Annotated in this window: 19 protein-coding genes; 14 read left to right on the top strand and 5 right to left on the bottom strand. The window is 47.9% G+C overall.

Going from position 1 to position 24,364, the window contains the following annotated elements; translation table 11 throughout:
- Position 1 precedes the first annotated feature (1 nt).
- Positions 2–1,348, top strand: coding sequence for a replication-associated recombination protein A (locus AKJ31_RS05970; RefSeq protein WP_053408190.1), 1,347 nt, complete (start codon positions 2–4; stop codon positions 1,346–1,348).
- A gap of 96 nt (positions 1,349–1,444) precedes the next feature.
- Positions 1,445–2,752 (top strand): serine--tRNA ligase, encoded by a 1,308-nt coding sequence (gene serS / locus AKJ31_RS05965; RefSeq protein WP_053408189.1) that lies wholly within the window; start codon positions 1,445–1,447, stop codon positions 2,750–2,752.
- Positions 2,753–2,828: 76 nt separating this feature from the next.
- On the opposite strand, the gene AKJ31_RS05960 is transcribed toward serS, so the two are convergent.
- Positions 2,829–3,824, bottom strand: coding sequence for an NAD-dependent epimerase/dehydratase family protein (locus AKJ31_RS05960; protein WP_053408188.1), 996 nt, complete (start codon positions 3,822–3,824; stop codon positions 2,829–2,831).
- A complete protein-coding gene (locus AKJ31_RS05955) occupies positions 3,817–4,920 on the bottom strand; it encodes an MBL fold metallo-hydrolase (RefSeq protein WP_072161258.1) in 1,104 nt (367 codons plus the stop codon). The genes AKJ31_RS05960 and AKJ31_RS05955 overlap by 8 nt, the downstream gene beginning before the upstream one ends.
- Positions 4,921–5,027: 107 nt before the next feature.
- On the opposite strand from AKJ31_RS05955, the gene AKJ31_RS05950 reads away from it, so the two are divergent.
- Positions 5,028–5,642, top strand: coding sequence for a TetR/AcrR family transcriptional regulator (locus AKJ31_RS05950; RefSeq protein ID WP_053408187.1), 615 nt, complete (start codon positions 5,028–5,030; stop codon positions 5,640–5,642).
- A 62-nt stretch (positions 5,643–5,704) separates the two neighbouring features.
- On the opposite strand, the gene ansA is transcribed toward AKJ31_RS05950, so the two are convergent.
- Together ansA and sppA are read right to left on the bottom strand one after the other, a co-directional pair.
- Positions 5,705–6,721 carry an asparaginase gene (ansA, locus tag AKJ31_RS05945; protein ID WP_053408186.1) on the bottom strand — a complete coding sequence of 339 codons (1,017 nt, stop codon included), beginning with the start codon at positions 6,719–6,721 and terminating at the stop codon, positions 5,705–5,707.
- 154 nt (positions 6,722–6,875) lie between these two features.
- Complete coding sequence (sppA, locus tag AKJ31_RS05940) at positions 6,876–8,726, bottom strand: signal peptide peptidase SppA (RefSeq protein ID WP_053408185.1); 1,851 nt, start codon at positions 8,724–8,726, stop codon at positions 6,876–6,878.
- A 207-nt stretch (positions 8,727–8,933) separates the two neighbouring features.
- On the opposite strand from sppA, the gene AKJ31_RS05935 reads away from it, so the two are divergent.
- A complete protein-coding gene (locus tag AKJ31_RS05935) occupies positions 8,934–10,937 on the top strand; it encodes an NADPH-dependent 2,4-dienoyl-CoA reductase (protein WP_053408340.1) in 2,004 nt (667 codons plus the stop codon).
- A 71-nt stretch (positions 10,938–11,008) separates the two neighbouring features.
- Here the strand turns inward: AKJ31_RS05935 and purU are convergent, their stop codons facing one another.
- The gene (purU, locus tag AKJ31_RS05930) at positions 11,009–11,842 is read right to left on the bottom strand and encodes a formyltetrahydrofolate deformylase (protein WP_053408184.1); all 834 of its coding nucleotides are present in this window, start codon (positions 11,840–11,842) and stop codon (positions 11,009–11,011) included.
- Between the two features lie 253 nt (positions 11,843–12,095).
- On the opposite strand from purU, the gene yoaA reads away from it, so the two are divergent.
- The 10 genes from yoaA to AKJ31_RS05880 all read left to right on the top strand — a co-directional run bounded on the left by yoaA (position 12,096) and on the right by AKJ31_RS05880 (position 24,342).
- Positions 12,096–14,012 (top strand): DNA repair helicase YoaA, encoded by a 1,917-nt coding sequence (gene yoaA, locus AKJ31_RS05925; RefSeq protein ID WP_053408183.1) that lies wholly within the window; start codon positions 12,096–12,098, stop codon positions 14,010–14,012.
- Between the two features lie 28 nt (positions 14,013–14,040).
- On the top strand, positions 14,041–14,739 hold the full coding sequence (gene tsaB / locus AKJ31_RS05920) for a tRNA (adenosine(37)-N6)-threonylcarbamoyltransferase complex dimerization subunit type 1 TsaB (RefSeq protein WP_053408182.1): 699 nt from the start codon (positions 14,041–14,043) through the stop codon (positions 14,737–14,739).
- A gap of 18 nt (positions 14,740–14,757) precedes the next feature.
- Positions 14,758–15,060: a hypothetical protein gene (locus tag AKJ31_RS05915; protein ID WP_053408181.1), complete on the top strand. Its 303-nt coding sequence runs from the start codon at positions 14,758–14,760 to the stop codon at positions 15,058–15,060.
- A 27-nt stretch (positions 15,061–15,087) separates the two neighbouring features.
- On the top strand, positions 15,088–15,657 hold the full coding sequence (locus tag AKJ31_RS05910) for a Slp family lipoprotein (RefSeq protein ID WP_053408180.1): 570 nt from the start codon (positions 15,088–15,090) through the stop codon (positions 15,655–15,657).
- Entirely contained in the window at positions 15,657–16,511 is an 855-nt protein-coding gene (locus tag AKJ31_RS05905; protein ID WP_053408179.1) for an alpha/beta fold hydrolase, read from the top strand. Before AKJ31_RS05910 ends, AKJ31_RS05905 begins: the two co-directional genes overlap by 1 nt.
- A 112-nt stretch (positions 16,512–16,623) precedes the next feature.
- Complete coding sequence (gene fadD, locus AKJ31_RS05900; RefSeq protein WP_053408178.1) at positions 16,624–18,318, top strand: long-chain-fatty-acid--CoA ligase FadD; 1,695 nt, start codon at positions 16,624–16,626, stop codon at positions 18,316–18,318.
- A 96-nt stretch (positions 18,319–18,414) separates the two neighbouring features.
- On the top strand, positions 18,415–19,530 hold the full coding sequence (gene rnd / locus AKJ31_RS05895) for a ribonuclease D (RefSeq protein ID WP_053408177.1): 1,116 nt from the start codon (positions 18,415–18,417) through the stop codon (positions 19,528–19,530).
- Positions 19,531–19,817: 287 nt separating this feature from the next.
- Positions 19,818–21,014, top strand: a complete 1,197-nt coding sequence (locus AKJ31_RS05890; RefSeq protein WP_053408176.1) for an extracellular solute-binding protein — start codon at positions 19,818–19,820, stop codon at positions 21,012–21,014.
- Positions 21,014–23,047, top strand: a complete 2,034-nt coding sequence (locus AKJ31_RS05885) for an ATP-binding protein (RefSeq protein WP_053408175.1) — start codon at positions 21,014–21,016, stop codon at positions 23,045–23,047. The genes AKJ31_RS05890 and AKJ31_RS05885 overlap by 1 nt, the downstream gene beginning before the upstream one ends.
- Positions 22,990–24,342, top strand: a complete 1,353-nt coding sequence (locus tag AKJ31_RS05880; protein ID WP_053408174.1) for a sigma-54-dependent transcriptional regulator — start codon at positions 22,990–22,992, stop codon at positions 24,340–24,342. The genes AKJ31_RS05885 and AKJ31_RS05880 overlap by 58 nt, the downstream gene beginning before the upstream one ends.
- The last annotated feature ends 22 nt before the right edge of the window (positions 24,343–24,364 follow it).

The raw sequence follows: 24,364 nt of genomic DNA, 5'->3' as shown, positions 1-24,364 counted from the left end.
CGTGAGTAACTACTCGTTAGACTTTTCAGGGGACGAAGATTTTCGTCCCCTTGCTGCTAAAATGCGTCCTCAAACTTTGGAACAGTATATCGGGCAGCAGCATATTCTCGGTCCGGGAAAGCCGTTAAGAAGGGCTCTGGAAGCGGGGCATGTTCATTCGATGATTCTGTGGGGACCTCCGGGTACCGGTAAAACCACTCTCGCAGAAGTGGCGGCGAATTATGCGAATGCGGAAGTTGAACGAGTCTCAGCGGTCACCTCGGGTGTGAAAGAGATTCGCGCGGCGATTGAGAAAGCGCGTGAAAATAAAATGGCCGGTCGTCGCACCATCTTGTTTGTGGATGAGGTGCATCGCTTTAACAAGTCGCAGCAAGATGCGTTTTTGCCACATATTGAAGACGGCACCGTTACCTTTATCGGTGCGACGACAGAAAACCCTTCTTTCGAGCTCAATAACGCACTGTTATCCAGAGCACGTGTTTATAAGCTCACCTCGCTTGCTACCGCAGATATCAGGCACACGCTCGACCAAGCGATTGCGGATCCTGAACGTGGCCTTGGCAAAACCAAAGCGGAATTTGTTGATAATGTGCTGGATCGATTGGCTGAGTTAGTTAACGGTGACGCGCGCATGTCGCTCAACTATCTTGAGTTGCTCTACGATATGGCGGAAGAAAATGCCGAGGGCGATAAGCAGATTACCTTGCAGCTTTTGGCCGAAGTCGCCGGAGAGAAAGTCTCGCGCTTCGACAACAAAGGCGATATTTGGTACGACTTGATCTCCGCAGTCCATAAATCGATTCGTGGTTCCAATCCTGATGCTGCATTGTATTGGGCAGCGAGAATGATCTCAGCGGGTTGCGATCCGCTTTATATTGCCCGACGCTTATTAGCTATTGCATCGGAAGACGTTGGCAACGCCGACCCTCGTGCAATGCAGGTGGCACTTTCCGCTTGGGACTGTTTTACCCGCGTTGGACCTGCTGAAGGCGAGCGTGCGATTGCTCAAGCGATTGTCTACTTAGCGTGCGCACCAAAAAGTAACGCTGTGTATACCGCTTGGAAACAAGCGCTCAGCGATGCGCACAACCAACCTGAGTACGAAGTTCCGCCACACTTACGCAATGCACCGACCAACTTAATGAAAGATCTCGGCTATGGTGCCGAGTACCGCTATGCACACGATGAACCGGGGGCTTACGCGGCTGGTGAGAAATATTTACCACCAGAAATGGGCGATACACGCTACTATTTTCCGACAAATCGCGGTTTAGAAACAAAAATTGGCGAAAAGTTAGATTACTTGGCTAGTTTGGACGCAAAAAGCCCACAAAAGCGCTATGAATAAAGGTCTTTTTTGGATACATTTATTCAGTAAATTTTTTTAGCGTACAAGCACGATGCAGGTACGCGATTTCACAACTACAAAAGCATAGGATTAACAATGCTGGATTCTAAATTACTTCGAACAGAGCTGGATGAAACAGCTGCTAAACTGGCACGTCGTGGCTTTAAGCTAGACGTAGAGACTATTCGTAAACTTGAAGAGCAACGTAAGTCCATTCAAGTAGAAGTTGAAAATTTACAATCCACGCGTAACTCCATCTCGAAGCAAATCGGCCAAAAAATGGCGGCTGGTGACAAAGAAGGCGCAGAAGAGATTAAGAAGCAAATCGGTACACTCGGTAGCGATCTAGACGCGAAAAAAGTTGAACTTGACGCGGTAATGGCGCAACTTGAAGAAATCACTCTATCTGTTCCAAACCTGCCAGCTGACGATGTGCCAGACGGTAAAGATGAAGAAGACAACGTAGAGATCTCTCGTTGGGGCGAGCCAAAAACTTACGATTTCGAACTCAAAGATCACGTTGACCTAGGTGAAATGGGCGACGGTCTTGATTTCGCGAGCGCGACTAAAATTACTGGTGCACGCTTTATCGTAATGAAAGGTCAATTCGCGCGCCTACACCGTGCAATCGCTCAGTTCATGCTCGATCTTCACACCGAAGAGCACGGCTACACAGAAATGTACGTACCGTACCTAGTGAATTCTGACAGCCTATTTGGTACTGGTCAGCTACCTAAATTTGGTAAAGACCTTTTCCATACAGAACCGCTTGAAGAGAAAGTGAACGACGAAGAGCCGCGTAGACTGTCACTTATCCCAACGGCAGAAGTACCAGTAACCAACATGGTACGTGATACGATCTCTGACGAAGCGGATCTACCGCTTAAGATGACAGCTCACACACCGTGTTTCCGCTCAGAAGCAGGTTCTTACGGTCGTGATACTCGTGGTCTTATCCGTATGCACCAGTTCGACAAAGTTGAATTGGTACAAATTACAAAACCAGAAGACTCAATGGATGCGCTTGAAGAGCTAACAGGTCACGCGGAGAAAGTTCTGCAATTGCTAGAGCTTCCTTACCGTAAAGTGGTTCTATGTACAGGTGATATGGGCTTCGGCGCTCGTAAAACTTACGACTTAGAAGTTTGGGTTCCTGCACAGAAGACTTACCGTGAAATCTCATCTTGTTCAAACATGTGGGACTTCCAAGCGCGTCGTATGCAAGCTCGTTTCCGTCGTAAAGGCGAGAAGAAACCTGAACTAGTGCACACGCTAAACGGTTCTGGTTTAGCAGTTGGTCGTACTATGGTTGCTATTCTTGAGAACAACCAAGAATCTGACGGGCGCATCGCTATCCCAGCTGTGCTACAGAAGTACATGGGCGGCGCAACGCACATCGGCTAATCGCTACATTACATATCAAAAGGCGACTCAATGGAGTCGCCTTTTTTGTTTCTATTCTTCTCAGTCGCTGCTTACCTTATTGGCCTTGATACAAGGATTGCATCGTTTCCCGCACCACGGTTTTTGCGCTGATTGGCGCGTGGTTTAAGTGCTCAAGAGAGTCTTTTTGGTCGAAGATGAACTTGTGCTTGAGTGAACGGGCGACATTACTGCGAATGAGTTTAGGGCGAGTATTGGTGCTCAACGCTTCCGCTTCTGCTTGAGCAACCAACGCGTATATCTCCGGCTCAGATAGTATCTTCGGTGCAACAAGCGCAGGATTAATCTCGCGTGCAATTTCTATGATTTCTTCGCTAGAGATGGTTGTGGTGTTGGCAAGGACGTAGCGCTTTCCTCGCAAGCCGAGCTTCGCCGCACTGATCATGCCTTTGACGACATCGTTGACGTCGATAGGGCTAAGATTCAACTCATACAAGAATGGCATTTTGCCGTTCACAATCGCAGAGAAAGCATCGAGAGATTCAGTGCTGGGTTTGAATTCGCCGCCAAGGATGGTGGAAGGAAGCACTGTCACCATATCGAGGTCCAGTTCATCCGCAACTTTCCACGCCTCTTGCTCAGCAAGAGTTTTCGCGTGGCAATATGGATTGAGTTGGTCAGAAACGTTATAGCCTTCCACCAATATCTCACCATCTTCGTTACGTCGAGTTTGCTCTAAGGTCGCGATTGAACTGACATACACCACTCGCTTTACTCCAGCTTCGTACGCTGCTTGCAATATATTTCGAGTGCCGAGTAGATTTGGTTCAACGATCTCTTTCTCCTCATCCTCTGCCCAATGTTTAAACACCGCAGCGACTTGGTAAAGAGTGTCGATGTCTTGCAGCGCAGCTTGAAGTGATGCTTTATCGAGTAAATCACAATATACAATTTCACAGTCCACACCCGCCAGCGAGCTGGATTTATCTAGGTTGCGTATGCCGGCTCGAACATTGTGACCTTGTTTGCTCAACGCTCTGACCAGATTGTTGCCGAGGTGGCCATTTGCGCCAGTGACTAAACATCTATCCATTATTTTGCTCCTTAACGATATCTTCGATAACTTGTTCAAAACGGGTTGGTTGCGTGTTGGAAATGGAATCGGCTTTCCACCAGAGATGATTTATGGGCGGCGAATCCAGCTCAACAAGCTGACCAAAAGAGGGGGTGATGAGTTGAATGTTTCTCAGAGACGAAATTTCGCTGATGCGTTCGAGTGGCTCATACCAAGGGTGCATTGAAAGATCAAACGTACCGTTGTGGATCGGTATCATATATTTCCCGCGCAGGTCGATGTGCGCTTGGACGCTCTCTTCCGGCATCATATGAATATCACGCCAAAGCGAGTTATATGCCCCAGCTTCCATCAGAGTGAAATCAAATGGACCGTACCGCTCGCCGATCGATTTAAATCCAGAGAAATAACCGCTGTCGCCACTAAAGAAAACACGGTGTTTCGCTCCCAGTATGACCCAGCTCGACCAAAGGGTTTGGTCTCTATCAAGTAAACCTCGTCCTGAAAAGTGCTGTGATGGTGTGGCAACCAGTTCAATGCCATTAACGGAGGTAGATTGCCACCAATCAAGCTGGATGATCTTATCTGCTGCGATTCCCCAATTTTGTAACCGCTCACCAACCTTAAGTGGGGTGACAAATAACCCTACTTTGTGAGCAATCGCTTGTATGGTGGCTTTATCGAGATGGTCATAGTGGTCGTGGCTTATCAGTACTACGTCGAGATAAGGCAATTCGTTGGCTGCGATTGGGCTTGGATGAAAACGCTTTGGCCCGGCCCATAGCACTGGGGAAGCGCGTTCGCTCAATACCGGATCGGTAAGAATCCATTTGCTGTCGATGCTTAGCAGGACGCTAGAGTGACCAAGTCGGTATAGGCAGTCGTTGGTGGGTTGGCAAAGAGTTTGCTGATTTATCGGGTTAACTGGCAGCGGCTTGATGGGCGTAGGATCTAAGCGTGGTGTAGTTATAAATGCATGAAGGATCTTCAGTGTGTCGCCCAGTGACGATGAGTACTGAATCTCGCTGTTGTAGAACTTACTTTTGTTCGAGATAACGCTGGTTAGCATAACAACCACCAATATTCCAAAGATGACATAAACGGTTAACTTCATTTCTTGATTACCTTGAAAGTAAACTACACCGTGTAGTTTACTTGGTAGATTTGAAAAGTAAACTATGCAGTGTAAAATTGCCATATCGAATTTGAGCAACGAACTGAATGATGGAAAAAAAGCAGAGCCGAAGTGAGCTAAAACGAGAAGCGATTGTTGAGGCCGCAATTGAAGCGTTTCGCGAAGAAGGGGTAAAAGCGACTAGCATGGATAGGTTGGCGAAGTTGGCGAACGTGTCAAAACGTACCATCTACAATCACTTTGAGAACAAAGAAGCGCTTGTACTCCACTTGTTGTCGGAGCTTTGGCAACGAGCAATCATGCAAAGTGAAGTGAGTTACAACCGTGGTCAGCCTTTGGAGAGCCAACTGGCCGTACTGCTGACAGAAGAACTCGAATTTTTGTCTTCTCCGCAGTATCAAGATTTGGCGCGAGTGGCGTTTGACTACTTGTTTAGCAATCCGGATATGTTGCAGGATGAGTTGAAGAAGCTGTCGGAAAAAGAAACCGCTGTATACCGATGGATTGTTGCCGCACGAGACGATGGTAAGCTCATTGAGTTGGATGCAGATATTGCCAAAGAGCAGTTACACAGTTTAATCAAGGGCAGTGCGCTTTGGCCGCAATTGATGCGTTTGCGTGAACCGTTGACGATTGACGAGAAGCAACGTTTAGTGGAAGAAACCACCAAGCTTTTCTTGGCTCGTTACCAAAAGTCCTAACACATTCCAGACAACAAAAAAGCCAGCGGATTAGCGCTGGCTTTTGTCTTTTAATGGGGGAGTTAAATACTCATCTCACCGCGCAGAACTTGCTGCATTTTCACTTTTACTTGCTCGTAAGAAAGGTCTTGGCTAAGTAGGTAGTGCAGTTTTGCTAGCGCCGCTTCTGGAGTCATGTCGTAGCCGCTAATCACGCCTGCCTCTGCCAAAGCACAACCTGTCGCGTAGCCGCCCATATTGACCTTACCCGCTAGGCACTGCGTTAAGTTCACCACGATCACTCCGCGTTCTGATGCATCTCTTAGGTGAGCTAACAGCTCTGGGTTCTGTGGAGCGTTACCAACACCAAACGTCAGCAAGATCATCGCGTTAACTGGTTGAAGCAACGTATTGCGGATAACTTCATGTGAAATGCCAGGGTACATGGTGATCACGCCAATCGGCTGCGGCGTAATATCGTGAACCTTGAACTCACCTTCTGGCTTTTGGTCGACTCGTACATCACTACTGATTTGGATGTTGATACCCGCTTCCAAAAGAGGTGGCAGGTTTGGCGAGGTGAAAGCGTTAAAGCCGTCAGCGTGCGACTTAGTGCTACGGTTGCCGCGCATCAACTTGTTGTTGAAGAACAAGGTAACTTCGTTGATTGGGTAGTTAGCCGCGATGTGTAACGCATTCAACAGGTTGGCTTGGCCGTCAGAACGAAGCTCCGCGAGCGGAATTTGTGAGCCTGTCACGATGACCGGCTTGCCGAGATTTTCCAGCATAAACGAGAGCGCAGAAGCTGTGTACGCCATGGTATCCGTACCATGAAGAATGACAAAACCGTCGTACTTATCGTAGTTATCACGGATGTCATCAGCAATTTGCTGCCAATCTTTTGGAGTCATATCTGAAGAATCGATCAGTGGATCGTATTCGTGGATGGTGAATTCTGGCATTTCTGGGCGGTGGAATTCCGGCATGTTTGCCAATTGCTTTTCCATAAAGCCAGCGACTGGGACGTAACCATGGTCATGCGATTTCTGCATGCCAATGGTGCCACCGGTGTAAGCGATATAAATGTGTTTTCTTGCCATTGCTTAGAAACCAGTTTTTGTAGGGGAACAGAGTGGTGGATTATATATCAAACGTCACCAATAAAAAGGGGCATCCGGTATCGGAATGCCCCTAATTGGTGACTATCTAGTGAAATGTGCTACAAGCGTCCGGTTTAGCGGATATGCAAGCTCTTTACTCGACCAAACAATTCAAACAGAACGCGTATTGGCCTTTTGGATCGTTGAAGCTCTGTAGCAAATCCGCATCGGCGCTCATTTGATTGACAACCGGCTGAAGTGCTGATGGCACAAGCGCCGATACATCCAAACCTAATGACACTTTGACTTGATTCATAAAGTCTTGAATAAACTGCTGTGCTGGCGATAGCGGTTCTTCAACCCAGTAAAGGTTGTAGTCTTTTAGTTCAGCCAGTTCAGCCGCCACTTTCACCGCATCGTCGAAATCACCGATGCTATCGACTAAGCCATAGTTCAACGCATCTTGACCTGTCCATACGCGCCCTTGAGCAATCTTATCCAACTCTTTGATTGGGATATCGCGATTGGTGCTCACAAGACTTGTAAAGCGCTGGTAGCCGTGCTCGATACCCATTTGGAACGCTTGTGACGCGCCTTCTGATAGGCCAGTGGTTAAACCCACATCTGAGAACGGCGACGTACCTACACCATCGGTGTAAACGCCAAGTTCGTTGAGGCCTTTCTCAAATGTCGTGATCACGCTGAAGATACCGATTGAACCCGTCAACGTCGTTGGCTGAGCGACAATGCGATCAGCACTCATTGAGATCCAGTAGCCGCCAGACGCTGCCAAACTCGACATTGACGCAACTACTGGCTTGCCTGCTTCTTTCAGTGCTTCAATTTCATTGCGAATCACTTCTGAGGCAAACGCGCTGCCGCCTGGGCTATCGACGCGTAATACCACCGCTTTGACTTTGTTGTCGGTGCGGGCTTGGCGCAGCAGTGACGCGACCGTGTCACCACCTACGGTACCACGTGGCTGAGAGCCATCCATAATCGCACCACTAGCAACAACGACAGCAATGTCGTCTTTGGTCACGTTGAAGTTGGATGACATCGTCGCTTGGTACTTGTAGTAACCAATATGGTTGTAGCTGTCGTCACCGTCGCTACCAAATACGTCGATGAGATCTTTGCGTACTTGTTGGCGTGTGGCGAGTTGATCAACTAAACCAATATTTTTAGAGAGTGACGCAAGGTCGCCGTTGTTCTCTTTCAATAATGCAAGGAACTGATCCATATCCGGATTGAGCGATTCTGCGCTGATTTGGCGATTGGCTGCAATGTCATCAACGTACGCGCCCCATAATTGGCCTAACCAACGAGAGGCAGACTCGCGTGCTGCATCAGACATGTCATCGCGAATAAACGGTTCGATTGCTGATTTGTAGGTGCCAACGCGGAATACGTGTGTATTGACGTTAAGTTTTTCCAATAGTGTTTTATAGTACAGCGAATAGGTACTGTAGCCTTTGAGCAACACCGCACCGTCTGGAGACATGTAAATTTTGTCTGCGTAGCTGGCTAGGTAGTATTGGCTTTGATTGTAGAAATCGCCCGCAGCGTAAATTGGCTTGCCAGCGGCTCTAAACTCGTTGAGCGCTTTCGCAATGTAACGCAGTTTGGTTAGATTGGTTTCTGGCATGTCTTGTAGTGCGAGTACTAAGCCGCTGACTTTAGGATCATCTTTGGCATAGCGAATTGTATCAACAATATCGAACAGTACGTTTTCTCTCGGTAAATCTTGTCCAAAGATTGAACCTGTCAGGGAGTCCATCGGGTTGACGTATTTTGGCTGTTCGACGATAGGACCAGACAGATTAAGGATCAGGGCTGACTCTTTAGGCACTGTCGGTTCAGGTGTTTCTGCGCCGATATAGATAAAGTAAATAACAGCAATACTTGCCAAGAAAATCAGATTGGTCAGGGCGAGTCGGATAAACGAGATCAGCTTCCAAATCCCTTTAAATACCAACCCTATAAACTTAAATATTTTTTTCATTTCATCTCCGCTGCGATCACCGCAGTTCAAGGCTCAATCGCTGTAAGACCTTCTAAAACCAGCAAAGTTACATCCTACTGAAACTAGTATAAGCAAACAACTGTAGATTGATCGGTGTTACAAAAATGTAAACGCTTGTTTGATTTTTATTACAGACATGCTTATCGTGGTCAGACCTCAATAAGAAAAATATAAGTGATGTCTGCCATGTACCCAAACTTGTTAAAGCCGTTGGATCTCGGATTCACACAAATCCGCAACCGAGTCTTGATGGGCTCGATGCACACTGGCCTTGAAGAGCACAAAGAAGGCCTAGGTAAGCTTGCTGCGTTTTATGCTGAGCGTGCCAAAGGCGGTGTTGGCCTAATCGTAACCGGTGGTTTCTCGCCGAATTTACGTGGTCGTTTGACCCCGTTTAGCGCCGAGTTTAGCAAACCTAAGCATGCAAACGCTCACAAAGTGGTAACAGACGCAGTACATCAGCACGGTGGCAAGATTGCGTTACAGCTATTGCACGCTGGACGCTATGCGATGCATCCATTTTCCCAAAGTGCGTCAGCCATTAAAGCGCCGATTGCTCGTTTTGCGCCGAGTGAAATGAGTTCTCGTCAAATTAAAAATACGATTGATGCGTTTGCGAACAGTGCGTCACTAGCGAAAACCGCAGGTTACGACGGTGTCGAAGTGATGGGTTCAGAAGGCTATCTGATCAACCAGTTCATCTGTAAGCGCACCAACATGCGTTACGACGAATGGGGCGGCAACTATGAGAATCGCATTCGCTTTCCATTGGAAATCGTCAAGTCTATTCGTAAAGCGGTTGGCGAAGAGTTCATTATCATCTTCCGTCTTTCGATGCTCGATTTAGTCGAAGAGGGCAGTACCTTTGATGAAGTGGTGCTGTTGGCAAAAGAGCTAGAAAAAGCAGGCGTAACCATCATCAACACTGGTATAGGCTGGCACGAAGCGCGCATTCCGACGATTGCGACGCAAGTTCCGCGCGGGGCATTCACTTGGGTGACAGAGAAAGTTCGTCCGCACGTCAATGTGCCGATTGTTACCTGTAACCGAATCAATACGCCGGATGAAGCTGAGAAAATTCTCAGCAGCGGTCATGCGGATATGGTGTCGATGGCGCGTCCATTCTTAGCCGATCCTGAATTTGTTATCAAAGCAGAAAACCAGCAATCGCACCTGATCAACACTTGTATTGGTTGTAACCAAGCATGTCTGGATAATGTGTTTAAAGGCAAACGCGCTAGCTGTCTGGTCAACCCACTCGCCTGTCGTGAAGATGAGTTGAAAGTCACCCCAAGTGATAGACCAAAGAATATCGCAGTGGTTGGTGCTGGCCCCGCCGGTATGGCGTGTGCGACGACATTAGCGAAGCGCGGTCATCATGTTGACCTATTTGAGCGCAACGACCGAATTGGTGGTCAGTTCCGTTTGGCGATGCAGATCCCGGGCAAAGAAGAGTTCCGTGAAACGATCCGCTACTTTGCCAACCTGATTGATGAAACAGGTGTGAAACTGCACCTTGAAACTGAAGCGAACTTCGATTTACTCACCGAATACGATGAAGTGGTCATGGCGACTGGGGTTGAGCCGCGTAAAGTGAAAATCGATAGCATCGACAATCCAGAAAAAGTCGTCGATTACCAAACGCTGATCCGCGACAAAACGTACGTTGGTAACAAGATTGCGATTGTGGGCGCTGGTGGTATCGGCGTTGACGTTGCGACTATGCTGACAGAGCCAACGGGTCATAACCTTGATGATTGGCTGCATGAGTGGGGCATCGATAAAGAGATTTCTCATCCGGGCGGTTTGTACCCGTATCCTGATTCGTTGAGTGATAAAGAAGTTTGGGTGCTGCAACGTAAGAAAGGGCGCGTAGGTAAAGGTCCAGGTAAAACCACCGGTTGGATTCACAAACGCACGCTAGAAAAACGTGGAGTGCATCTGCTTGGTGGCGTGAGCTACGAGAAAATCGATGACCAAGGTCTGCATATTTCCGTTGATGGCAAAGAGCAATTATTGGAAGCGGATAAAGTGATCATCTGCGCCGGACAAGAGTCGGTGCGTCCGTTTGAAGATAAGTGGTCGCAACTTGAAGGCATGCTGCATGTCATCGGCGGTGCAGACTACGCTGGAGAACTCGATGCTGTGCGCGCGATTCGACAAGGTGTTGAGCTGGCAGTGAAGCTTTAGGCCACACGCCCTAAAAGTGACGAATAAAAAGGCCTCCAGTGCGGAGGCCTTTTTGCTGTCTTGAAGCGAGACTACAAAATCACGGTCTTATTACCGTAAACAAAAACGTGGTCATTCAGCACTTTATTTAAGGCCTTGCTTAGTACGTTCTTCTCTACATCACGACCCGCTTGCGCCATGTCTTGTGCGCTAAATGTGTGGTCGACAGGGATAACATCTTGTTTGATGATTGGCCCCTCATCTAAGTCATTGGTTACGAAGTGCGCGGTTGCACCAATGATTTTAACCCCACGTTCGTACGCTTGTTGATACGGTTTTGCGCCGATAAAAGCAGGTAAGAAACTGTGGTGAATATTGATGATCTTATGGTGGTACTTTTCGACAAACGACGGCGTTAGCACGCGCATGTATTTCGCGAGCACTAAGAAGTCTGCGTTGTATTGGTCGATGACTTCGAGCAGTTTCTGTTCGTGTTCTTCGCGGTTTAAGCCTTCGTGAGAAACGCAGTGGTAAGGAATGTCAAAGCGTTCAGTCAGGTTCTGTAGTGAGTCGTAGTTGCCGACAACAGCCGCGATTTCGACGTCTAAACTGCCGTCGTAATTCTTCATCAGAATATCACCCAAACAGTGCGCTTCTTTAGTCACAAGCACCACGATGCGTTTGCGGCGTGAACTGATTAGTTTGTATTTGGCTCTGTCTGGTAACGCGCTACTAAGATCGGCCAGCAGCGTCTCGTCGTTGAAATAGCCTTCCAGCTCAGTGCGCATAAAGAAATGGCCACTGGTGTTATCAACGAACTCATTGTTGTGAACGATATTGAGCTGGTGCTTGTAACAAATATTGGTGATTTTCGAGATCAGACCCGGGGCATCAGCACAGTGTGTGAGTAGTGTTTTCTTTTCCATTAAATTGGTACTTCCATGAAATAATTTTTGTTGTATTTTCAATCTTTGACAGGGCTTCGAACGGTGAAGTAACCCGCTGCATGGCAATAACAATTAAACTAATTACCCAAGTGTTTCAACAAATATTGTGAGTTAATCGTTTGTCTGCTTATAAGTGAGCAGGTTTTTCGAGTCATGATGGTGATCGATGTTCGCGCCGTGCAGCGAAAACTGCCATAATCTCAAACCCAAATAGCTCGACCGATAACTTTTGATGATCTCCAAAACTTTCTCCTCTGATGGCGCTCTTGGTAAAGCGATTCCCGGATTTCAGCCTCGTCAGGCTCAACTTGATATGGCCGAAGCGGTGACCGATGCGATCAAGCAAGATTCGCAGTTGGTGGTCGAAGCCGGAACCGGAACGGGTAAAACTTTTGCGTATTTAGTGCCAGCGCTGCTCAGCGGTAAGAAAACCATTATAAGTACCGGTTCTAAAAACCTGCAGGAGCAGTTATTTCACCGCGATTTGCCGTTAATGGTCAGTGCGCTGGGGTTTTACGGTCAAGTGGCGTTGTTGAAAGGACGCGCTAACTACCTATGTCTCGATAGACTTAGCCGTCAGATGATCGAAAGTCACACCAACAGCGCAGATCCAACCTTGCTCAGCCAGCTGGTCAAAGTACGTTCGTGGGCGAGTGAGACCAAAACTGGTGACTTGGGAGACTGTGATGCCATCGCCGAAGATAGCTTAGTCATCCCAACGATCACATCGACCAACGATAATTGTCTAGGTAAAGAATGTCCGAGTTATCAGGACTGCTTTGTACTCAAAGCGCGGAAGAAAGCGATGGATTCTGATGTGGTGGTGGTTAACCACCATCTGTTTCTCGCCGACTTAGCCATCAAAGAAACCGGCTTTGGTGAGTTGATCCCTGAAGCGGACGTGTTTATCTTTGACGAAGCGCACCAGCTGCCGGACATTGCCAGCCAGTATTTCGGTCAGTCGCTTTCCAGCCGTCAAATTCAAGAGCTATCCAAAGATATCGAAATCGGCTATCGCACCGAAGCCAAAGACATGCGCCAATTGCAGAAAGTGGGTGAGAAACTCCAGCAAGCTGCGATGGATTTACGCATCACATTAGGCGAACCCGGTTTTCGCGGTAACTGGCGCGAAGCGATCAAATCCCCGTCTATTGCGCGTGAGTTAGAGCGACTACAAGAAGCGCTCGATTTTGCCTTAGAAGTGTTAAAGCTTGCGTTGGGACGCAGTCAGTTGCTTGATACCGCATTTGAACGGGCAAATACGATTCAAGCGCGATTGCAGCGCGTGTGTGATGTGTCCATTACTGGCTATTCATATTGGTACGATACCACACCAAGGCATTTCAGCCTGCATATTACCCCGCTGTCGGTTGCCGATAAGTTCCACGAACAAATCGAGCTTAAACAGGGTGCGTGGATTTTTACTTCCGCGACATTAGCCGTGAACGATGATTTTGGTCACTTCACTTCCCGTTTAGGTTTAAAACCGTCCAAGCAGTTTTCTTTGCCGAGCCCGTTTGATTATCAAAGCCAGGCAAGGCTATGTGTGCCGCGTTACCTGCCCGAACCGAACAGCCCTGGGCTGGCTGACAAGTTGGTACGCATGCTTGCTCCGCTGATAGAGAAAAACCAAGGGCGCTGCTTCTTCTTGTGTACTTCACACAGCATGATGCGAGATTTAGGCGAACGCTTTAGAGAAACTCTTTCTGTCCCGGTATTGCTGCAGGGAGAAACCAGTAAACAAAAAACGCTGGCTGAGTTTATGGAGCTTGGCAACGCGTTGCTGGTCGCGACAGGCGCGTTTTGGGAAGGGATAGATGTTAGAGGTGACGCGCTGAGCTGTGTTATCATCGACAAATTACCGTTTACCGCACCCGATGACCCATTGTTGAAAGCGCGTATCGAAGATTGCCAGTTAAAAGGTGGCGATCCGTTTTCTCAGGTTCAAATACCCGACGCAGTGATAACACTTAAGCAGGGAGTCGGGCGGTTAATACGAGACAAGAAAGACAAAGGCGCGTTGATCATCTGTGACAACCGCTTAGTGACGCGAGAGTACGGCGGCGTGTTTCTCGCTAGTTTACCTCCAATCCCGCGTACGCGTGATTTGGCTGTCGTGAGCAACTTTCTTGACCATATTTCAGATTAGAAACAACCAATAAAATTTAGAGATTTCAATGAGCGCAAAGATTCTTGCCCTAGATACGGCTACAGAGAACTGTTCTGTAGCGCTTTTAGTCGATGACCAAGTGTATGTCCGTAGTGAAGTTGCACCAAGAGATCACACCAAAAAGATCTTACCTATGGTAGACGAAGTACTAAAAGAAGCGGGACTGACCTTGAACGACTTGGATGCGTTGGCATTTGGTCGCGGTCCGGGCAGCTTTACCGGAGTTCGCATCGGTATCGGTATTGCGCAAGGTTTGGCGTTTGGTGCAGAGCTGCCGATGATTGGCGTGTCTACTCTTGAGACGATGGCGCAGGGTTGTTTCCGTAAACACCAAGCGCAACATGTCGCGTGTGCTATTGATGCGCGTATGAGTGAAGTATATTGGGGCAGATTTGCTCGTCAAGAAGACGGTAGCTGGCTGCAAGTTGACCCAGAGTGTGTGATTCCGCCTGCGCTTCTCGCTGAAAACAGTCAAGTGGATGAGCACGTTTGGCGTACTGCAGGGACGGGTTGGGACGCGTATCCAGAGCTATCAGAACTTAAGTTTGAGCGCACTGGTAGTGAGGTTCTTTTCCCAGACGCGGAAGATATTGTTCAACTAGCGAAACTGGACTGGCTGAAAGGCAACACGGTTGATGCAGAAGAGGCGAGTCCGACTTACCTGCGTGACACGGTTGCTTGGAAGAAGTTACCAGGTCGCGAATAGATAACATAAGCGGATAGTATGGTTTCAATTAACGGATTACCTCCTTCGGTCAATGGCCCAAACCGCGCCAATAAGGCCAACAAAAAGAACGAGGTTAAGAAGTCACAGCAGAAAGATCCCGTAGGACAGCCGTCGAAAGTGGCGAATGCTGTGGCGCATACTATCCGCCAAGTAAGCGAATCAGAAGTTCACAAAGCGCAGATCCAATATGATCTCCCTGAAGGGAAAGGTCGTAAAGCGATGGAAGAGTACATGAACGTGATGAATCAAGCGAAACGTGATGAACTCTCCTCCATGCTAGGTGTCGATATTTATATCTAGCTTCACTTCTTAGACTTGGTGGCCGTTATGACTAACATTCTGTTTTCTCGCCGATTTTTCTCCAAGGCCATGGTTCTTGCCGGCGTGCTTTTATTAAGTGCGTGTAGCTCACTTCCTGAATCGCTAAAAACCGGTAACACCAACCTCATTACCGACTACAGCCAGTGGCAATCGAATACAGCCAGCAATGGCGAAGTTAGACTGGGTGGCGTGATTGCAAAAGTGACCAATCTTGAAAATCAAACCCGCGTTGAAGTGGTGAACTTGCCGATCAATTCAACCGGCAGACCAGACATTGATATGGAGCCTAAAGGGCGCTTTGTCGGTTATATCAGCGGATTTGCCGACCCAGTTACGTTGTCGGAAGGGCGATTGATTACCCTGCTAGGGCAATCGGCTGGTCGGGAAGAAAATCAGGTCGGCGACTACAGCTATGATTTCCCAGTAATGAAGGTGAAAGGCTTCCATTTGTGGCGCATAGAAGAAACTGTAGTCACCAATGATTTTGACAGCCACTTTTACCCTTGCCGCACACTTTATTGTCAGGATCTTCGCTTTGGAACAAGGCGAGCTAAGGTGATACAGGAAGTCAGGTAATGTTCGAGAACACACGCTATCCACTCCATGATGGTTTTCTTGAGGCAGTGGAATATGGCAACAGCAAAACGGCCGATATATCGGTCGTTTTTTTGCATGGTTGGTTAGATAACGCTGCGAGTTTCTTTCCCATTTTGGAAGGGTTACACCAAGCTGCGCCGTCGCTCCACCTCTGCGCAATCGATTTACCTGGTCATGGCCTTTCAAGCCATAAAAGTCACGGCAATTTCTACCCATTTCACGACTATATTGACGATATTTACCAGCTATTGGTTAACTTCTCGCCAAACAGAATAGTGTTAGTAGGGCATTCGCTTGGTGCTTTGGTCGCAAGTTGTTATAGTGCCGCCTTTCCTGAACAAGTCAGTGGGTTAGTTCAGATAGAAGGTTATGGACCTTTGGCCGAAGAAGAAAGCGAAACCGTTTCTCGATTGAGGGAAGGTGTGCTCAGCCGACAAAGGATCCGTAGAAAACCAGCAAGAGCATTTGCATCATTACAAGATGCCATAGAGAGAAGGGCGAAGGTCAACCACCTATTGCCAGAACAGATTGCTCCGATAGTGACTCGAGGGGTAGTCGAGCGCGACTCTCAATGGTACTGGCGACACGATATTAAGCTGCAAAGCCAATCTTTATATCGAATGTCGTGGCAACATGCGCACTCCATTCGCCAACACATCACCTGTCCTCAGGTGGTCATATTGGGCGAGCAAGGTTTTTCTCATTTGCAGAGTTTTCGACAAGATGCGTCTGAAGCAATTCAAATTGAATTGGTCGCAGGCGGACATCATTGCCACCTACAATCTCCAATTAGAGTAATTGACCTAATCTTTGGCTTAGTTAACAAAATTTAAACAAGTGTTTGGCTGTTTCGTGCTCCAACACTTTGCCTGTGGTGTAATAGTCGGCAATAAAAAACACGGCGTTTCGTCGACAACTGCCCGCTTATTTTCGAGGAGTATTACCGTGGATAAACCTTGGTTATCACGTTATCCAAGCGATGTGCCTGAGCACATCAACCCAGATCAGTATCCATCACTGGTTGAGATGTTCGAACAATCAGTCCAAAAATACGCTGACCAGCCTGCATTTATGAATATGGGCTCGGTAATGACATTCCGTAAGCTTGAAGAACGCAGCCGCGCATTTGCCGCGTATCTGCAAAACGAACTCAAGCTAAAGAAAGGCGACCGCGTTGCGCTAATGATGCCAAACCTACTGCAATATCCAGTCGCGTTGTTTGGTGTGCTTCGTGCAGGTTTGATCGCAGTAAACGTGAACCCACTCTACACGCCTCGTGAGCTAGAACATCAGTTGAATGACGCTGGCGCTAAAGCGATTGTCATCGTATCGAACTTCGCCAATACGTTAGAGCAAATCGTTGATAACACGCCAGTTAAGCACGTGGTTCTGACCAGCCTTGGTCAAATGCTGCCACGCGCGAAAGGTACGATTGTCGATTTCGTCGTCAAGTACGTGAAAGGCATGGTACCTAAATACGATCTGCCGGGTGCGATTTCAATGCGTAAAGCACTGCGTAAAGGTCGTCGCCTGCAATACGTGAAGCCATTCATGTCGGGTGAAGACATTGCTTTCTTGCAGTACACCGGCGGTACGACTGGTGTAGCGAAAGGCGCTATCCTGACTCACCGCAATATGATCGCCAACGTGATGCAAGCCAAAGGGGCTTACGGGCCGGTACTGTCTGAAGGACGAGAGCTGGTGGTTACGGCTCTACCGCTTTACCACGTGTTTGCTTTGACAGTGAACTGCTTGTTGTTCGTTGAGATGGGTGGCCGCAACCTGTTGATCACCAATCCGCGTGACATTCCTGGCTTTATCAAAGAGCTACAGAAATACCCATTCACGGCAATTACTGGTGTAAACACGCTATTTAACGCTCTGGTGAACAACGAAGATTTCCACGAGCTTGATTTCAGCAACCTGAAACTTTCTGTTGGTGGCGGTATGGCGGTTCAGCGTGCGGTTGCTGACCAATGGCAGAAAACCACCGGCATTCACCTGCTAGAAGGCTACGGCCTGACTGAGTGTTCACCGCTGGTAACGGGTAACCCATACGACTTAACCCAATACACGGGCGCAATCGGCCTGCCTGTACCATCGACGGAAGTGCGTATTGTTGATGATGAAGGCAAAGAGCTACCGATTACCGAAGTGGGCGAGCTTCAGGTTCGTGGCCCACAAGTGATGCAAGGCTACTGGCAGCGTCCGGAAGCTACCAAAGAAGTAATCGACGCCGACGGCTGGCTATCAACGGGTGATATCGTTAAGTTTGACGACGAAGGACTTATCCATATCGTTGACCGTAAGAAAGACATGATCCTTGTGTCTGGCTTCAACGTCTATCCAAATGAGATTGAAGATGTGGTCGCGTTGCACGGCAAAGTGCTTGAGGTGGCGGCGATTGGTCAGGAACATCCGGTGTCTGGCGAAGTCGTGAAGGTCTACGTAGTCAAACGTGACCCAAGCCTAACCAAAGACGAAGTGATCGCGCACTGTCGTCAGCATCTGACGGGTTACAAAGTGCCTAAACTTGTTGAGTTCAGAGAAGACTTACCAAAAACCAACGTAGGTAAGATTCTGCGCCGCGAACTACGCGAAGAGAACGAAGCAAACCTAGCAAAAGCTCAGCAAAGCTAACTAGCCGAGCAGAGTTAAAACAGAAATGATAGAATGCCGACAATCACTTGTCGGCATTTTGTTTTCCGGCGCATTTAACTTCACAGCGAGAACTTAGTGAATTATCAAATCATCACCCAATCGGAACAATTAGAAACGGTCTGTTTGCAGGCAAGAGATACCGACATCGTTATGCTGGATACTGAGTTTGTTCGTACGCGAACGTTCTATCCTCAGCTCGGTTTGATTCAGCTTTATGACGGCCAGACATTATCCTTGATTGACCCGACAACCATCGAAGATATGAGTGCTTTCGAACAGCTGTTGAAAGACACCTCTGTCCTTAAAGTGTTGCACGCGTGCGGTGAAGATTTGGAAGTGTTTCAGAACAGCTTTGGTTGTTTGCCTTACCCTATGGTTGACACACAAGTGATGGCGGCGTTTTTAGGGCATGGTCTATCAACTGGCTTTGCTTCGCTGGTGGAGTCTTACCTGAGCGTTGAACTGGACAAGAGTGAATCTCGCACCGATTGGTTGGCAAGACCACTGTCCACTAAGCAACTTGAATACGCGGCGGCTGACGTTTATTACCTATACCCACTTTTTGAAAAGTTGGAACAACAAGTGACAGAAGCGGGTTGGTGGGAAGCGGCGCAACAAGAGAGTGATTTGTTGGCGGCGAAACGTGTGAAAAATGTCGACCCAGACCAAGCATACCTTGATATTAAGGGCGCTTGGCAGCTTAAACCGAGTGAGCTAGCGATACTCAAGCCTTTGGCAACTTGGCGCTACAAAGAAGCAATTCGCCGAGACCTGGCTCTGAACTTTGTTTTTAAAGAAAACGACCTGTTAACGGTTGCGCGTTTAGGGATTAAAAATCGCCAACGTATGGAGCAAGAAGGCATCGACCCACGTTCGGTTGGTCGTCACTCAGCGCGAATTATCTCTATTGTTAAAGCGGCTAAAAACATTCCGGCTGAAGAGTATCCGGCGAAAATAGAGCGTTTGATGGATATGCCGAGTTATAAGCAGCTGTTTAAGAAACTCAAAGATGAAGTGAAACACGCATCGCAGTCATCGGGTTTGGCGACGGAGTTTTTAGCTTCGAAGAAGCAACTGAATCAGCTCATCAGTTGGGTATGGAAAAAAGACCGTGATCCTTCAAGGTTGCCGGATCTGATGCAGGGCTGGCGCTTAGAATTACTCGGCGAAAAGCTCAATAAAATGATTTAACGAAAGGCTCCGACAGGAGCCTTTTTTATCTCGCCGATTCACAATGTTGCGTATGGCGAGATAAGTAATACCAATCGTAGTAAATAACTGCTCATCCTAGCTTGTTAAAGCACTCGATAACTGCGTTAAAATTTTTGATTGTAGAATAACTACTTATCAAAAAATTTTGCCTTGTTCTCAAGTGTTTTTCCGACGCTATATCTGATCATTTACTCACTGTGATTGGTATATGTTTTATTTTTGTTGCGGTTTGGTTAATGTTGTCAGTAAGGGATAGGAGATTGACAATGTTAATTAGGTTATGGATTTACTTGGGGTTGCTGCTTGCATCTCTTTCTTCATTGGCTGAAACGGTTGTTATCACCTCTTTCCCTGAACGCTTTTATTTTCAAGTCTCTCAGCAGTTTAAGCGTGAGTATCCTAGCTCAGACGTACGCTTTATCAATAAGAAAACTCCAGCACTGATCGCGCACTTAATGCAGAAACGCCAGCCTGAACCAGACCTGGTGTGGGTTTCTTCATCCGATGCAATGGCGTTGATGCAGCAGGCGGGTTATATCCAAGCACCAGTGACGTTTGCGTGGTCGGAGTTTGGTTTTTTCTGGCATCAAGAAGCGCTCGCCAGTAACAATTTGCCTCAACCCGATAGCTGGGAAACACTGCTCTCTCCGCAGTTTGAAGGCAAAGTCGCGCTCAGTGCGCCTTCGCGATCGGGTACTAACCATATCGTGATTGAGTTGATATTACAGCAATACGGCTGGCAAGAGGGGTGGGCGCTAATCGCTCAACTGAGTGGTAATTTAGCGACCATTACCGCGCGCAGTTTTGGCGTGCGTCAGGGCATTATTAAGCAGCGTTTTGCTGTTGCGCCTGTAGTGGACTTCTTCTATAAAAACGCTAAGGACGAAGGCGAGAACGTCGGTTATGCTGCACTGCCTAACACGCCACTGGTGCCTGCTCAAATTGCGTTAAGCGCTAACACTCAACAAACGGCGGCGGCACAACAGTTTATTGATTTTCTACTCGGAGACAGCGGACAACGGCTGCTCTCTTCTCCTTCGCTGAGTCGCCTGTCGCTAAAGCAAGCAGCCAGCCAAAATGAACATTCTGTAAATCGCTTTGACCAACAACTTTCTGCTGAACGCTATCATCTGGTCAATCGCTTATTCGATGCGTTTGTCACCGAGCGTTTAACTTCCTTACAAACCTTTTGGCACGCGTGGCACGAGATAGACAGACGTGAACTGAACCTTGAACAGCGTGCTGAGTTACAGCAGATCTTTCGCCAAGTGACTCAAATCCCGATTGATGAATCCGTCGCACGAGACCCGAAGTTAAACCAAGAACTGAGTCCGAATAATCGTTATAGCAACTTCTATCAGCGATTAACCACACAGTGGCAAGAAGAGCTGACTCAAAGCCTCAACGATGCGATTGAACGCGTTGAACGTTTGAGTTTAGACGTCAATAAGGATGGTCAGTGATGAAAAAACGACACAGTATCGCGACCAAGATTTTCTTACTGTTCGCGTTGTCAGGTGGTATCGCAGGTGGGGTGGTGCTGATTAACTTTTTCACCTTCTATCAGGTGGCGGACAGCGTTGAAGTGACGGTGCACGAGCATCTACCCGTTCTTACCTCTGCAGCAAAAATTGCCCATATTGGCGGCATGATCACCACCGATGCGTCGAAACTGGCGTCAGCGGATTCGGTGTTGGCGCTGACTCGAGCGCAAGTTAACCTCAAGAAAAGCCTACCGATCCTTAGCGAGCTGGCTCAATCTGGCTTAACCGATAATCGTCGTAACGAGTTGCAAGCGTTGGTTGAGGCTCTCGAAGTGAATGTCGCTAACTTGTTTGCCAACAGTCAGGAAAAACTCAAACTGCGGGAGCGTCAGGATCAACTGCGCCAACAATTGCATTGGCTGCAAATCGATTTTGTCGATGAGGTAGCGCCGCTTACCGCAGAGAGCCAATACAACCTCGCACAACTGGTGTTTGGTTTTAAGGGCAGCCAGTCACTCAGTGACAGGGAGTTAGACCAGTTAGCCGCCGAAGCCAATATTCAGGCTCAACTACTCAAGTTTGAAGCGGACGTGAACTTGGTGCTGGACTTGCTTCAGCGAGTGCCTTTGTTCAGCTCGCGCAACGATGTACTGGCTGCGCAAAGTATGATCGACGAGAACATGCACGCGATCGAGATGCAAATCTCGGTGCTAAGAAGCAACCCGAGCACCATTACATTGCGGCAAATGGCGCAGAGTTTAGAGGAGCACGTGAGCGGCTCTGACAATGCATTAGACCGAAGTCTACGGGTGTTAGTGCTTGATGAGCAAAACCAAACTTTGCTGGAAGATAACCGCCAGCTGATTCAACGAATCAAGCTGATCATCGACCAAGCCATCGTCGATGCCGAAACGGCTAACCGTGAGACCACCGCTGAGCTCACCAAAACGCTAGACAACAGTCGAACTCAACTGACTTTGGCTCTGCTGGGGATACTCACGCTATTAGTGTCGATGGCGTGGTACTTGAAGTATCACATCTTGCATCGACTCGCTTATGTACTTCGAAGCATGCGCCACCTAGCGGAAGGTCAACCGCAAAATATGATTCACGTTTCTGGCAAAGATGAGGTTGCGTCTTTGGCGGATGCGACCAACTTGTTTAACTACCAGTCGCAAGAATTGCGTCGTTACACCGAAACGTTGGAAGCGACTAACCAGAAGCTGGTGGTCGAAATTCAGCAGCGCAAACAAGCCGAGCAAACCCTCAAAGATACCCAAGATGAGTTGATCCAAGCGGGTAAACTGGCAGTGCTTGGTCAGCTAACCACGGGTATCGTGCATGAGTTTAGTCAGCCCTTGGCGGCGATTCGCTCTAACACTTACTTAGCTGAGCAGTATCTCGCTGGCAACGATGTGGCCAAAGCGGAGGATAAACTAAGTAAAATCAATAAGATTACTGACCGAGCGACCAAACTGTGTCAGCATTTAAAATCGTTTGCACGTAAAGCTGATGACTACAATCAAGCCGTTAAGTTACGCCCTGTGATTGAAAATGCGTTGGAGCTGTTTACGGAAAACATCCCGTCTTCATGGGTTGAACTCGATGTTGATGCGGCTTTGCAGGTGCTAGCAAACGAAGTTCGTTTGGAGCAAGTGATGGTCAATTTGCTCAGCAACAGTATTGAAGCGCTGGAGCGAGTTGACGGGCAAGAGGAGCCGAAGATTTGCATTAATGCTCAGCAAAACGGTGATGAAGTTGAAATCAAAGTGATAGATAACGGTTGCGGCATCGAAAGCTCACAACTCAAACAGATTTTCGAACCCTTTTTTACCACTAAGGACGTGGGGAAAGGGCTAGGACTGGGTATGTCCATCACACACAATATTATTCAGGACTTTGGCGGAAGCATTCATGTCACGTCGCAAGTTAACCAAGGAACGGAGGTGACGATATGTCTCAAGCATCCATCATTCTCGTCGAAGACGACAAAGAACTCAGAGAAAGCTTAAGTGAAATCCTTGAACTGAATGGTTTTCGCGTCAACGCTTTCCCCTCAGCAGACAAAGCGTTGCCTTGCATCAGTTATGGTTGTGACGCGACGATTGTCTCGGATATTCGCATGCCCAATATGGATGGGGTGACGTTTCTTGAACATATCCGCCAAATCGACGAGGAAATCCCAGTCATATTGATCTCTGGTCATGCAGATATCGAAACCGCATTACAATGTATTAAGCTCGGCGCGTTCGATTTTGTAGAGAAGCCATTGCGGCCGGAGCACTTAATCGGCCTGGTGACTAAAGCCATTCAGCACCGTCAACTGACATTAGAGAATCGCCGCTTAAAGCAGAGCTCACGTCGACAGATATCACTTGATGAAGTGCTGCTTGGACAGTCGGAAGCGATGGTGAAGCTCAAGCAGCGCCTGATTACTCTCGCGAATGCCGACGTTAATATCGTGATCAATGGTGAAACTGGTACGGGTAAAGAGAAGATTGCCCGAACGTTGCATGCGCAGTCAGAGCGTAAAGATAAGCCGTTTGTTGCAATTAACTGTGGCGCGATGCCTGAAAACTTAATCGAATCGGAACTGTTTGGCCACGAACAAGGCAGCTTTACAGGCGCGAGTAAAAAGCGCATCGGTAAGATTGAATACGCGTCTGGCGGAACCTTATTTCTCGATGAAATAGAGAGCATGCCATTATCGGCGCAAATCCGTCTGCTGCGTGTGATTCAGGAAGGGGAGTTGGAACGTGTTGGCAGTAATCAGCTGGTTCATGTGGATCTGAAAGTACTGTCTGCGTCGAAAGAAGACCTTTTGGCTTTGTCGCAAAAAGGTGGTTTTCGTCAGGACTTATATTACCGCTTGAGCGTGGCTAGTTTGGATATTCCGCCGCTAAGAGAGCGAAAAGACGACATCCCGCTGCTGTTGAGTCATTTTATTCACGAGTCAGAATCGCGCTTAGGAAAGAAAGCCCCGCCGTTATCACCATTACATTTTCAGCAGTTAATTGCCCACGATTGGCCGGGGAACGTGCGCGAGTTAATGAATGAAGCTGACCGTATTACGCTTGGGATCTCAGACCTCATCAATGTCAGTAACAAACCAGAGTGTACAAGCTTAGCCCACCAGTTGGCGCAGTTTGAGCTACAAGTACTGCATCATGCGTTGGCGAGGTTTTCAGGCCATATTGGCGATACCGCTGAGCACTTGGATATCCCACGTAAAAACCTCTATTTAAGAATGAAAAAATACGGCTTGAAGCGCGAAGAGTATGCCAGCGAAGATGATCCTGAAGAGTAGGTCGTTTTTGACATACCGTGAG

Origin of the sequence: Vibrio hepatarius (assembly GCF_001274785.1) — a bacterium.
In the GTDB taxonomy this organism is placed as follows: Bacteria; Pseudomonadota; Gammaproteobacteria; order Enterobacterales; family Vibrionaceae; genus Vibrio; species Vibrio hepatarius.
Note: the sequence above shows the minus strand (reverse complement) of the source record. Positions and strands in the feature narration are given on the sequence as shown.